The sequence below is a fragment of the Yersinia vastinensis genome (genome assembly GCF_902726565.1).
Classification (GTDB): Bacteria; Pseudomonadota; Gammaproteobacteria; order Enterobacterales; family Enterobacteriaceae; genus Yersinia; species Yersinia vastinensis.
Genome location: NZ_CACVAF010000006.1, coordinates 133,195 through 145,791 on the forward strand (window position 1 = coordinate 133,195; position 12,597 = coordinate 145,791).

Consider the following 12,597-nt stretch of genomic DNA (forward strand, 5'->3'; position numbering starts at 1 on the left):
GAAGAGGTTTGCTGATGACAGATAAGCGCAAAGACGGTTCTGGAAAGCTGCTGTATTGCTCTTTCTGCGGCAAAAGCCAGCATGAAGTGCGTAAGCTAATTGCCGGGCCGTCAGTGTATATCTGCGATGAATGTGTCGATTTGTGTAACGACATTATTCGCGAAGAGATCAAAGAAGTCGCACCGCACCGCGAGCGTAGCTCGCTGCCAACGCCACACGAAATTCGTCGCCACCTTGATGATTACGTCATCGGGCAAGAACCGGCGAAAAAAGTATTGGCGGTTGCGGTGTATAACCACTACAAACGTTTACGCAATGGCGACACCAGCAATGGTATCGAATTGGGTAAAAGTAACATTCTGCTGATTGGCCCGACAGGCAGTGGTAAAACGCTGTTGGCGGAAACGCTGGCTCGCTTCTTGGATGTGCCATTTACGATGGCAGATGCAACCACACTGACTGAAGCCGGTTATGTGGGTGAAGATGTTGAAAACATCATTCAGAAGTTGCTGCAGAAATGTGATTACGATGTGCAGAAAGCACAGCGCGGTATCGTCTATATCGATGAAATTGATAAAATTTCACGCAAGTCTGATAACCCATCTATCACCCGTGATGTGTCGGGTGAAGGTGTGCAACAGGCCCTGTTGAAATTGATCGAAGGGACTATTGCTGCTGTTCCGCCGCAAGGTGGCCGTAAACATCCTCAGCAGGAGTTTTTGCAGGTTGATACCTCTAAGATTCTGTTTATCTGTGGTGGTGCTTTCGCGGGCTTGGATAAAGTTATCGGGCAGCGTATTAACACCGGTAGCGGTATTGGCTTTGGTGCCACAGTAAAAGGTAAGTCAGAAAAGGCGACTGAAGGTGAATTATTACGCCAGGCAGAGCCAGAAGACTTAATTAAATTCGGTTTAATCCCTGAGTTTATCGGCCGTTTACCTGTTGTAGCGACCTTGAGCGAGTTGAGCGAAGATGCTCTGATTCAGATTCTAAAAGAGCCGAAAAACGCTCTGACGAAACAATATCAGGCATTGTTCAATCTTGAAGGGGTAGAGCTTGAGTTCCGTGATGAAGCGTTGACCGCTATCGCTAAAAAAGCGATGGCGCGTAAAACCGGTGCTCGTGGCCTGCGTTCTATCGTAGAAGCTGCTTTGCTCGATACCATGTATGACTTGCCATCAATGGACAGTGTGGAAAAAGTCGTAGTAGACGAGTCAGTTATTGCTGGTCAGTCTGCGCCAATGCTAATTTATGGTCAGCCTGAAGCTCAAGCTTCTGGCGAATAATTAGCCAAATAATCCAGATGGTTAGTACGACAATGGGGGATTTTATCCCCCATTTCTTTTTCCTCGCATTGTAATCGTTGAATGTAAGACATTCGTCCCCATATACTCAATTACCTATTTAGTGAAACTCGTGATGATTCGTGTTTCACGAGATTCCCAGTAATCTGGCGGAAGCTAAACTAAGAGAGAGCTCTATGAACCCTGAGCGTTCCGAACGCATAGAAATCCCTGTATTGCCTCTGCGCGATGTGGTGGTTTATCCGCATATGGTGATTCCACTGTTTGTCGGCCGGGAAAAGTCGATTCGGTGCCTGGAAGCGGCAATGGACCATGATAAAAAAATCATGCTGGTTGCGCAGAAAGAAGCCTCAACTGATGAGCCTGGTATCAACGATCTGTTTTCAGTCGGCACTGTAGCCTCAATTCTGCAAATGCTTAAATTGCCTGATGGCACAGTCAAAGTGCTGGTTGAAGGGCTACAGCGTGCGCGTATTACCACGCTTTCCGACAGCGGTGAGCACTTTGCTGCTCAAGCAGAATATTTAGAATCACCGGTGATGGACGATCGCGAGCAAGAAGTGCTGGTTCGCACGGCGATTAATCAGTTTGAAGGTTACATCAAACTGAACAAAAAAATCCCACCAGAGGTACTGGCTTCATTGCACAGTATTGATGATGCAGCACGTCTTGCTGACACTATCGCGGCACATATGCCGTTGAAATTAAATGATAAGCAAGCTGTTCTGGAAATGTTCGATGTGACCGAGCGTCTGGAATATCTGATGGCGATGATGGAGTCTGAAATTGACCTGTTGCAGGTTGAAAAACGGATTCGTAATCGCGTCAAAAAACAGATGGAAAAGAGCCAGCGTGAGTACTATCTGAATGAGCAAATGAAAGCTATTCAGAAAGAACTGGGCGAGATGGATGACGCACCAGACGAACATGAAGCATTAAAACGCAAAATCGAAGCGGCCAAAATGCCGAAAGATGCGCGTGAAAAAACAGAAGCTGAACTGCAAAAACTGAAAATGATGTCGCCGATGTCGGCGGAGGCCACCGTTGTTCGTGGTTACATTGATTGGATGTTGCAGGTTCCGTGGAACAGCCGCAGTAAAGTGAAAAAAGATCTGGTCAAAGCGCAGGAAGTTCTGGATACCGACCACTACGGCTTAGAACGTGTTAAAGATCGTATTTTGGAATACCTCGCAGTACAAAGCCGGGTTAGCAAAATTAAAGGGCCAATTTTGTGTCTGGTAGGGCCTCCTGGGGTAGGTAAAACCTCCTTGGGGCAGTCTATTGCCAAAGCAACCGGGCGCCAATATGTGCGCATGGCATTGGGTGGCGTGCGGGATGAAGCGGAAATTCGCGGTCACCGCCGTACCTATATTGGTTCTATGCCAGGTAAATTGATCCAGAAAATGGCAAAAGTTGGAGTGAAAAACCCACTTTTCCTGTTAGATGAGATCGACAAAATGGCATCTGATATGCGTGGTGATCCTGCCTCTGCATTGCTTGAAGTATTAGATCCAGAACAAAACGTCGCATTTAACGATCACTATCTGGAAGTGGATTATGATCTGTCAGATGTCATGTTTGTAGCAACGTCTAACTCCATGAATATTCCGGCCCCACTGCTGGATCGTATGGAAGTTATCCGTCTGTCTGGCTATACCGAAGATGAGAAACTCAATATTGCCAAGCAGCATCTGCTGCCAAAACAATTTGAGCGCAACGCCATCAAAAAAGGCGAGCTGACCATCGACGATAGCGCCATTATGAGCATTATCCGTTATTACACCCGTGAAGCAGGGGTACGTAGTTTGGAACGTGAAATCTCCAAACTGTGTCGGAAAGCGGTAAAAAATCTGCTGATGGATAAAACGGTTAAGCACATTGAAATCACAGGCGACAATCTGAAAGATTTCTTAGGTGTACAGAAAGTCGATTATGGCCGTGCTGATACTGAAAACCGTGTTGGTCAAGTCACTGGCTTGGCATGGACCGAAGTCGGCGGCGATTTGCTGACTATCGAAACGGCCTGTGTTCCGGGTAAAGGTAAACTGACTTACACCGGTTCGCTGGGCGAAGTCATGCAAGAGTCAATTCAGGCCGCATTGACGGTGGTGCGCGCACGTGCAGATAAATTGGGCATTAACCCTGATTTTTATGAAAAACGTGATATTCACGTGCATGTGCCTGAAGGTGCGACACCGAAAGATGGTCCAAGCGCAGGTATTGCAATGTGTACCGCATTGGTTTCTTGCTTGACCGGTAACCCAGTTCGGGCCGATGTGGCGATGACCGGCGAAATCACTTTACGTGGTTTAGTATTACCTATCGGTGGTTTAAAAGAGAAATTACTGGCCGCTCACCGTGGTGGGATCAAAGTGGTGCTGATTCCAGATGATAATAAACGTGATTTAGAAGAGATTCCGGATAACGTTATTGCTGATCTGGAGATTCACCCGGTTAAACGGATTGATGATGTTTTAGCCATTGCTTTGCAAAATCCAGCCTTCGGGGCACAGCCGGTAGCGTCAAAATAGTGACGGATCGCAAAAAGTATTGATAAAACTGATGCTGGTGAGTGAAATGCTACTTGCCAGCTATTTTTTGTGCGGCTAAGTTAGTTCGGCTGTCTGGCAAAAGTTTAAGCCTTTGGGCTGCTTGCTAAGGTCGGGCAGGATTGATATAACAGCTGCGCTGTCGTGTTGTCCGTAGGGATTTTCGGCGCGACGATAGAATTCTAAAGGGGATGAAAGAGTGAATAAGTCACAACTGATCGACAAAATTGCCGCAGGTGCTGATATTTCTAAAGCGGCCGCTGGGCGCGCATTGGATGCAATTATTTCTTCTGTTACTGATACCTTGAAAGATGGGGATGAAGTAGCTCTGGTTGGTTTTGGTTCTTTTACAGTTCGTGAGCGTGCTGCACGAACTGGCCGTAACCCTCAGACTGGTAAAGAAATCAGTATTCCAGCAGCTAAAGTACCAGGCTTCAAGGCCGGCAAGGGTCTGAAAGACGCTGTAAACTGATTGCCGCGTCAATTCTCACCTGCGTTTGTGTTAAACAATAACCTGACGCAGTTGAGCTGGTAAGGTAAGATACAAGGCGCATCGTTAATGATGCGCTTTTTTTTCGTTTAGGCAGTTGAACTGACTTAGCGCTGAACTTACGTAACATTCTGGTTTGTCGAAAAAATGTCGGTAGCCTTTTGAGTAAAAAATGCAGTAGTAAGAAAGTACAATAAGCAGTTTTAACGCGCAGCAGCACGAAGGGCTGTCGCAAGGAATGCTGGGTTTATTTAGACCTGCGCAACAGTTTTAATCCATATTACAGCGGAGTATTGTCACATTATGATGGACAATTTACGCGCGGCTGCTAATAACGTCGTGCTCAAAATCATTCTGGCCTTGATCATGTTGTCCTTTATCCTGACTGGGGTTGGCAGCTATCTGATTGGTGGTTCCAACGACTTCGCCGCCAAGGTTAATGGCCAAGAGATTAGTCGTGCTCAGTTAGAACAGGCTGTACAGAGTGAACGTGGCCGCTTGCAACAGCAATTAGGTGAACAGTTCTCCGCACTGGCTGCGAACGAAGGCTACATGCTGCAACTGCGCCAGCAAGTTCTTGGGCAGTTGGTCAACAATATGTTACTTGACCAATATGCTAAAAAACTGGGCCTGACAGCGAGCGACGAACAAGTTAAAGATGCCATTCGCCAGGCACCTTATTTCCAAACTGATGGTAAGTTCGATAACAGCAAATATCTTGAGCTGGTTAATCGCATGGGTTACACCCCAGATCAATTTGCTCAATTACAACGTCAGCAGCTCATTAATCAACAATTGCTGCAAGCCTTTGGCGATACTGGTTTTGTTCTTCCTGTCGAAGCACAAGCCATGTCAGAGCTGATTTTGCAGCAACGTGAAGTCCGCTTGGCAACCATCGACCTTAAAGCTCTACAAGCACAGCAAAAAGTGACCGATGAAGAGCTGCAAGCCTACTATGATCAGAACAAAAATAGCTTCATCGCGCCGGAACAGATGAAAGTCAGTTTCATTGTGATGGATGCTGCAGCGATGCAGGACAAGATTACGGTTACCGAAGAAGACATTTCTGCTTATTACGACCAACACAAAAGCAGCTACACCCAACCAGAACAGCGTAATTACAGTGTTATTCAGTTTAAAACCGAAGCAGAAGCCAAAGCTGCACTGGATGAACTGAAAAAAGGTGCTGATTTTGCCGCGATGGCAAAAGAGAAATCTACCGATATCATCTCTCGTAAGAATGGCGGCGAATTGGGTTGGTTGGAGCCAGAAACTACTGCGGATGAACTGAAACAAGCTAATCTGACTGAAAAAGGTCAGTTATCTGATGTAGTTAAATCTTCTGTAGGCTACTTGATTGTCCGTTTGAATGACATCAAGCCAGAGCAAGTTAAACCATTATCTGAAGTGCATGATGCGCTGGCTAAACAGGTTAAGCAGGAAAAAGCGGTTGATGCTTATTACGCGTTACAGCAAAAAGTGAGCGAAGCGGCAACCAGTGATAACGAGTCTTTGGCCTCCGCCGAAGAAGCAGCAGGGGCTAAAGCCAAACAAACAGATTGGTTTACCCGTGATACGGTACCCGCTGAAGTTAATTTCAAACCTGTTGTTCAAGCCATCTTTGATGGCGGTTTAGTGGGTGAGAATGGCGCACCGGGTAGCAACTCAGATGTCATCACTGTTGATGGTGATCGTGCGTTTGTTATTCGTATTGATGGGCATAAACCAGAAGGTATTGAGCCATTCGCTCAAGTTCGTGATCAAGTTGCTGAATTGGTGAAACGCCAGAAAGCAGAACAACTGGCACGAGTTGATGGTGAGAAGATCCTAACGGCGCTGAAACAAGGTAAAGGCGAAGAAGCCATGAAAGCCGCGGGTATCAGCTTCGGTGAGAAGAAAACCTTGTCGCGGGCACCAGATGATGATCAACTGGTGCAGACCATCTTTGCATTGCCTCATCCGCAAAAAGACCAACCGGTTTATGGTTTGTCTCAGGACCGTCAGGACAACATTGTATTGATTGAACTGTTATCAGTGACGCCGGGTAAATTGCCGGAAGGTGAAATGAAAACCTTTATTGCTAAAATGCAAGAGGGTTCCAGCGGTGTCACTTTTGATGCGTTGATGGCTAACCTGCACAAACAGGCGACTATCAAGATGGGGCCTGCGGAGCAGCAGCAACCGCAATAAGTCTCGCATTCATTTGCAAATCGATGTAACAACGAAAGGTCGCTTTGGCGGCCTTTCGCATATCTGAAATCTGTCATTTGCGGTGAGTCGGGAGGTACGGCAAGGTAGTCATGCTGTCAAATACAAGGAGGACACAGCATGAAATCCCTAGGAAAATTATTTGTAGTTACGTTGCTATTAACCGGTTTAAATATCCACTCTCCAGCCCACGCAGTAGCTGCAAGTTCCGCCAGTAGCTCCCCGCAAGAAAAAGTGCTTCATTCGTCAGGTAAGGTGGCCGTATCCAGTAACGCATCAAAAGTGGTACAGGACAAAATGACGGTAACCGCTACAGCGGACAAGCACTCAGCAAATAAAGCATCAGATAGTCTACAAAGCCAAATTGATATTAATCGTGCTGATGCAGAACAGTTAGCGCAGTACCTCAATGGTGTTGGTAGGAAAAAAGCCGAGGCAATTGTTAGCTATCGCGAGCAATTCGGCCCTTTTACAGAGGCTGAACAACTGCTTGAAGTCCCGGGGATTGGTCCCTCTTTTCTAGAGAAAAATAGCACCAGAATTAAGATATAAATAGGGCAGTCAGGCAGATTCGAGAGAGTGTTTGCCTGACTATTTTCATAACGAATAATTCCCAGTATTTCATAATGTAAGTCGCAAAGGTGGGGTAAAACTGTGATGCTGATCCAGATTATATAGTCAGCGTGCTATGAAGTGTTTTTCCTCTGCTAATCTTTCTTTTTGAGGTCATACCAGTTGTGCCCGTCACTCTATAATTACAATTAACTGTCTGGAGAAGCTCGTCGTCATGCATACTCATATTAAAGTTAGGGGTTTCCATATTGATGTTTTTCAACATGTTAATAATGCCCGCTACTTAGAGTTTCTCGAAGAGGCGCGTTGGGAGTGGCTTGAGGGAGAGCCAGCAGCACAGTGGATGGCGGAACACCAAATCGCTTTTATCGTAGTTAATATCAATATTAACTACCGACGGCCTGCAGTATTGGGTGATCTGTTGCGCATTGATAGTCAGCTATTGAGGCTGAATGGTAAAAGCGGCGTAATGAAGCAAACTGTCACACTGGAACCAGAGTCTATTGCTGTCGCTGATGCGGAATTGACTTTTGTTTGTATTGATTTACGTAGCCAAAAGGCATTGCCCATTGAAGGGGCGCTGCGCGAAAAACTTGAGGAGTTTGTGAATCGGGAGCGCTAAAAGAAACGGCTTTGCTATTTATAATCATAACGAATTATTGCTTATTAATAGCTACCTCGGCCGGATAGCACGAGGTAGCGACAATAAAGAGTTAAATCAATCCGGTTTTTTGCTTTAGGCTCAGCAGAACATTAGATTTATTCGCCAGATAAAACTCTAACCCTTTAGCACGCAAATGACATGCGGCACATTGGCCGCAGCCATAACCCTGAATTCCATTGTAACAGGTGAGGGTGTTATGGCGGACTCGTTCGAGTTGCTGATAATAATCGGCTAGGGCCCAGGTTTCGGCCTTATCTAGCCACATCAAAGGCGTGATGAACGCGATATCTCGGCCAATACCTAAATCTATGGCATGGTTGAGTGCTTTAACGAACTCATCCCGGCAATCTGGATAGCCGGAGAAATCAGTTTCGCAGACCCCAGTGATGACGGCTTCAGCTTGTACCTGATATGCATAAATAGCCGCTAAGGTAAGAAATAAAATATTACGGCCAGGGACAAAAGTACTGGGAACAGCATCTTTTTCGTCCTCACTGTAGAGAGGGACGGGGATACTGTCGCGGGTCAGGCTACTAACCGCTAACTCATTGAGCATACCGACATCCAGGACTTTGTGAGCCGCAGCACCAAGTTCAGTTGCCAATTTTTGGGCAACCTCTATTTCTGCACGGTGGCGCTGCCCGTAATCGAATGTAATACAGTGGACTTCATCATATTGCTGTAATGCTTGGATTAAACAGGTGGTGGAGTCTTGCCCACCACTAAAAACAACGACGGCGCGTGTCATGCTATTACCTCGTGCGGCTGTGGGATTTAAGGACGTCATCCCCTACAGCAAAATTAAGAACTGACAGTATGGTACTCAGTTAGCACGAGAAAAGGTAGCAAGGTGCGTTTGGCCATCAGACTGTAGTTGGGGGGAGCCACGCCTGACTAAAGTCGAACCAGCCGTAAGCAGTTAACGTAACACCATTAATTCGTGGTGGGGCATTGACCTGATATTGATAGTTAAACAGTGGCAGAATCAGCCCTGACAGCATTAACTCATTGTAATGTGCGCGCAATTGGCGAAAGCGCTCTGGAGAGGGTTCGATTTGCTGAATACGGGTCAGCGTTTTTTGCTGCTGTTCCCACTGTTCGGGTGAGAGAATGCCACGCCACAGCGGGTCAAGCCGGAGCCAACTTTCCATCGTCGCTTCAGGTGATTCACCAACTAAATGGTCTGCAAGCAATAAGTCAGCTTCTTCAATTTGGCGAATACTTTTCCACTGCTTATCATTGTTGGCGCGAATATCTAATGTGCAGCCGTGAACAGCCAGAACTGTTTTGAGTTGCATGGCGACCGTCTCAAGCTCCATTGGCGGCTGATAAACCAATACCAAATGGTCTGGCAGTGGTGGGTCTTCATTGGTGCTAAATTGTGGAATAGGCCAGCCCGGCAGCATCTCATGGCTGGGGGTGATAATACCGCGCTTGATGGAAAGCTCCTCCAATATTCCAGAGGTTTGCACGATCATCAGTAACTTAGCGGTTTGCTGCGAAGTCATATGATGTCGGTGCTGATTAATTGCCAGATAGCAAAAGCCAAGGCTCATACTGCGCTGGACAGGGCGAACCAGAGGGAAATCCTCTTCTTGACCGATGGTGATGCGCACCGGATGCTGACAACTGCCATCGGTTGAGGGGATCGCCAGACTTGGCGTTATCCAGTATTCGATGATTTCCAGATAAGGGTGCTGCAAATGGTAAAATTCATGCTGTTCTAATCGCACCAGATGCGGTTCAAACGTGGCTAGCTTAAAAGGGCCAGCCCCTAGCAGCGGATGCTCTGGATGAAATAACCGGCAGGGTAAATCAGCTAATCGGTGAGCCAGCCAGTAATCAGGCCGAGAAAGCGTAAATTGCAGACACAGAGCATGGGGCAGGGTAATAGTTAAAATATTGGCGAAACTAGGCTGACTGCGCGTATTTTCCTGCAGCAGTGTCAGTGTTTGTAATAATTGTTCGCCACGGATGTGTTCACCGTTATGCCAGCGCAATTGGCTACGTAAAAAGAATTGCCAGATTAAACCATCTTCACTGACGTGCCAGTGATGGGCCAGATCGGGTTGGGGCTGTGGGTCACCGGTATTAAACCGAGTCAGGCCCGCATGTAACGTATAAATTAAGTGTTGTTCAGCCCGGCCTGTGGCGGTAAGAGGGTTTAATGGTTCAAGTTTGCGGTAGTAAGGGATTCGCAATATTGGGCTATCGGCTTGCCACTGCCCACCCATATGCGGGTTCAACAACGCTTGGAGGCGTTCAGGTTCCAACTGAGCTAATTCAAATGCGGCTTGATGATCACCTTGCTCAAGAAAGATTTGCAGATAACTTGCCCTGAGTATTTCCGGGCTTTTCAGGCATTGCAACTGCGCGCGTTTTCCTCGGCCAACCTGAGAGTGCCAACTGAGCCAGTCGTTCGCTTGTAGTTGCTGAATCAGGGTGCGAGCATGACGTTCACTGCAAAATAGTAGACCCGCAATTTCACCTACCGTGGTAGATACCTGCTGGTCTGCAAACTTCTTGTATAGACGCTGATATTGGGCAAGTCGGTGAATAATGCGCATAATTAATAACCTATTCCATTAGGGCTATCTTATCTGCCAATTCGAATCTCACCAGCACTCGCATAAAAATAGACCACTGATTGAATCGATGCTAAATACAGAACAGTTTAAATTAATTGTTCACTATTAGTTCCGTAAATATTACGCCATAATTTTATACATATCACCAGTTTCACTCTTTATGAGGTTTTGAATGTACCGTTTAGCCGCTTTTGATATGGATGGAACTTTACTGATGCGCGACCATAATATTGGTGGCGCGACATTGAACGCGTTACATCAATTGGTGGAAAATGGCATCATCCTGACCTTTGCGACTGGTCGACATTACATTGATATGAAAGGGATCTTATCCCACTCAGGTATTAACGGCTATTTGATTACGGGTAATGGTACTCGCGTCTGTGGCATGGATGGGGAGCCGCTTTATGGCATGGATTTGCCTGCAGAACTGGTGGAATTTGCTCTACACGCACCATGGCAAACGAATGCCAGTATTCATATCTTCCGTGATGAGGGCTGGTTTACTGACTGCAATGATTCCACCCTGTTGACGGCACATAAAACCAGTGGTTTCCGGTTCCAACATACTCAATGGGATACATTGCCCCTGACAGGCAATCACAAAATTTGTTTTATCGCGCCTCATGAAGAGCTGGTTGAGCTGAAAACTCAACTTGAGCAGCAAATGGGGGGGAAAGCTGACTTCTGTTTCTCTGCGCTGGAGTGTCTGGAAGTTTTACCCCTCGGTTGTAATAAAGGGGCGGCTTTGGAGCGATTAAGTCACCACCTCGATTTAACTCTGGCAGATTGCATGGCATTTGGTGATGCCATGAATGATAAAGAGATGTTGTCGCGAGTGGGTCGTGGTTTGGTGATGGGAAATGCATTGCCACAATTGAAGCAAGAGTTACCTCAATTACAAGTTATTGGACGCTGCGAGCAACAAGGCGTGGCGCACTATTTGCAACATTGGCTAAGTTCACCACACCTCACCTATTCCCCCGAATTCTGAGGTATATCCCAGCGTACTTTACGTTGGGGTAGCTATTAGCCAGCCGGATAACCATCCGGTTTTTTTCTTCCGAAAGGGGCCAGTGTCAAGGCCCCTTTTATCTGTCAGCTACAGGTTGTTTAACTCATGGCTGAAGGGGGTTAAGTCGCCGATATTACTGCTTACCCAGGGTGGGTTGTAGTAGGTATCAAGATAACGTTCACCGCTATCACAGAGCAAAGTCACAATCGCGCCGCTTTTACCCTCTTCGCGCATTTTCTTGGCCAATTGCAGCGCTCCCCAGACGTTTGTGCCGGTTGACGCTCCCACTTTACGGCCAAGAATACCTTCTAACCAATGAATGGTAGCGATACTGGCAGCATCCGGTACGCGTAACATACTGTCGATCACTTCTGGAATAAATGAAGGCTCTGCACGTGGCCGGCCAATACCTTCAATACGGCTCCCACAACTGCCAGTGACTGCGCGGTCACGATTGCAGAAGCAGTCATAAAATACTGAATTTTCCGGATCAACCACCACAAGCTGAGTATCATGACCTTGATAACGGATATAGCGGCCTAAGGTCGCCGATGTGCCGCCAGTACCTGCACTCATCACAATATAGTCAGGGACTGGGAAAGGTTCGCGGGCCATTTGGCGGAAGATACTATCGGCGATGTTATTGTTGCCACGCCAATCGGTCGCCCGCTCGGCGTAGGTGAATTGATCCATATAGTGACCGTTAAGTTCGCGCGCCAATTGTTCTGATGCGGCATAAATTTGCCCTGCACTTTCAACAAAATGGCAGCGGCCACCATAGAAGGCGATTTGTTCAACTTTACGTCGGGCGGTACAACTAGGCATTACTGCAATAAAGGGTAAACCAATCAGACGTGCAAAATAGGCTTCAGATACCGCGGTGCTTCCTGACGATGCCTCTATTATCGTAGTGCCTTCTTTTATCCAACCATTACACAAACCATAGAGAAACAGTGAGCGGGCTAAACGGTGCTTCAAACTGCCTGTTGGATGTGTACTTTCATCTTTTAAATAGAGATAAATGCCGGGAAAAGCGGGCAAGTTGAGTCGAATTAGGTGTGTATCAGCGGAGCGTTGAAAATCGGCTTCTATTTCGCTGATAGCGTTTTTTACCCAAGTATTGGTCATTTCATGGCCTGCGATGTAGGTAGTAAACTAATGATGACTAGATTAACGGTTATCAAAGAAAAAAACGTTGCCATTTTT

At 46.7% G+C, this 12,597-nt stretch carries 10 protein-coding genes; 7 read left to right on the forward strand and 3 right to left on the reverse strand.

What is annotated here, in order from left to right; translation table 11 throughout:
* Positions 1 to 14: 14 nt before the first annotated feature.
* The 6 genes from clpX to HUZ92_RS10830 all read left to right on the forward strand — a co-directional run bounded on the left by clpX (position 15) and on the right by HUZ92_RS10830 (position 7,746).
* Complete coding sequence (gene clpX / locus HUZ92_RS10805; RefSeq protein WP_050099151.1) at positions 15 to 1,286, forward strand: ATP-dependent protease ATP-binding subunit ClpX; 1,272 nt, start codon at positions 15 to 17, stop codon at positions 1,284 to 1,286.
* Positions 1,287 to 1,480: 194 nt separating this feature from the next.
* Complete coding sequence (gene lon, locus HUZ92_RS10810) at positions 1,481 to 3,835, forward strand: endopeptidase La (RefSeq protein WP_050077342.1); 2,355 nt, start codon at positions 1,481 to 1,483, stop codon at positions 3,833 to 3,835.
* A gap of 217 nt (positions 3,836 to 4,052) precedes the next feature.
* A complete protein-coding gene (hupB, locus tag HUZ92_RS10815; protein ID WP_050099149.1) occupies positions 4,053 to 4,325 on the forward strand; it encodes a nucleoid-associated protein HU-beta in 273 nt (90 codons plus the stop codon).
* Between the two features lie 321 nt (positions 4,326 to 4,646).
* Entirely contained in the window at positions 4,647 to 6,533 is a 1,887-nt protein-coding gene (gene ppiD, locus HUZ92_RS10820; protein ID WP_050099147.1) for a peptidylprolyl isomerase, read from the forward strand.
* A 138-nt stretch (positions 6,534 to 6,671) separates the two neighbouring features.
* Positions 6,672 to 7,103, forward strand: a complete 432-nt coding sequence (locus tag HUZ92_RS10825; RefSeq protein WP_050296031.1) for a ComEA family DNA-binding protein — start codon at positions 6,672 to 6,674, stop codon at positions 7,101 to 7,103.
* A gap of 235 nt (positions 7,104 to 7,338) precedes the next feature.
* The gene (locus HUZ92_RS10830; protein WP_050099144.1) at positions 7,339 to 7,746 is read left to right on the forward strand and encodes a YbgC/FadM family acyl-CoA thioesterase; all 408 of its coding nucleotides are present in this window, start codon (positions 7,339 to 7,341) and stop codon (positions 7,744 to 7,746) included.
* 91 nt (positions 7,747 to 7,837) lie between these two features.
* Here the strand turns inward: HUZ92_RS10830 and queC are convergent, their stop codons facing one another.
* Positions 7,838 to 8,536, reverse strand: a complete 699-nt coding sequence (queC, locus tag HUZ92_RS10835; RefSeq protein ID WP_050296030.1) for a 7-cyano-7-deazaguanine synthase QueC — start codon at positions 8,534 to 8,536, stop codon at positions 7,838 to 7,840.
* Positions 8,537 to 8,651: 115 nt separating this feature from the next.
* Positions 8,652 to 10,355 carry an SgrR family transcriptional regulator gene (locus HUZ92_RS10840; protein ID WP_050139917.1) on the reverse strand — a complete coding sequence of 568 codons (1,704 nt, stop codon included), beginning with the start codon at positions 10,353 to 10,355 and terminating at the stop codon, positions 8,652 to 8,654.
* A 193-nt stretch (positions 10,356 to 10,548) separates the two neighbouring features.
* On the opposite strand from HUZ92_RS10840, the gene cof reads away from it, so the two are divergent.
* Positions 10,549 to 11,370 (forward strand): HMP-PP phosphatase, encoded by an 822-nt coding sequence (cof, locus tag HUZ92_RS10845; protein WP_050139916.1) that lies wholly within the window; start codon positions 10,549 to 10,551, stop codon positions 11,368 to 11,370.
* Positions 11,371 to 11,478: 108 nt separating this feature from the next.
* Here the strand turns inward: cof and HUZ92_RS10850 are convergent, their stop codons facing one another.
* Positions 11,479 to 12,519 carry a PLP-dependent cysteine synthase family protein gene (locus tag HUZ92_RS10850; RefSeq protein ID WP_050099137.1) on the reverse strand — a complete coding sequence of 347 codons (1,041 nt, stop codon included), beginning with the start codon at positions 12,517 to 12,519 and terminating at the stop codon, positions 11,479 to 11,481.
* Between the last annotated feature and the right edge of the window lie 78 nt (positions 12,520 to 12,597).

Bases quoted from the DNA above. Each gene is read 5' to 3' on its own strand.
- cof (WP_050139916.1), top strand. From the start codon at position 10,549: ATGTACCGTTTAGCCGCTTTTGATATGGATGGAACTTTACTGATGCGC.
- lon (WP_050077342.1), top strand. From the start codon at position 1,481: ATGAACCCTGAGCGTTCCGAACGCATAGAAATCCCTGTATTGCCTCTG.
- HUZ92_RS10840 (WP_050139917.1), bottom strand. From the start codon at position 10,355: ATGCGCATTATTCACCGACTTGCCCAATATCAGCGTCTATACAAGAAG.
- ppiD (WP_050099147.1), top strand. From the start codon at position 4,647: ATGATGGACAATTTACGCGCGGCTGCTAATAACGTCGTGCTCAAAATC.
- HUZ92_RS10850 (WP_050099137.1), bottom strand. From the start codon at position 12,519: ATGACCAATACTTGGGTAAAAAACGCTATCAGCGAAATAGAAGCCGAT.
- HUZ92_RS10830 (WP_050099144.1), top strand. From the start codon at position 7,339: ATGCATACTCATATTAAAGTTAGGGGTTTCCATATTGATGTTTTTCAA.
- clpX (WP_050099151.1), top strand. From the start codon at position 15: ATGACAGATAAGCGCAAAGACGGTTCTGGAAAGCTGCTGTATTGCTCT.
- queC (WP_050296030.1), bottom strand. From the start codon at position 8,536: ATGACACGCGCCGTCGTTGTTTTTAGTGGTGGGCAAGACTCCACCACC.
- HUZ92_RS10825 (WP_050296031.1), top strand. From the start codon at position 6,672: ATGAAATCCCTAGGAAAATTATTTGTAGTTACGTTGCTATTAACCGGT.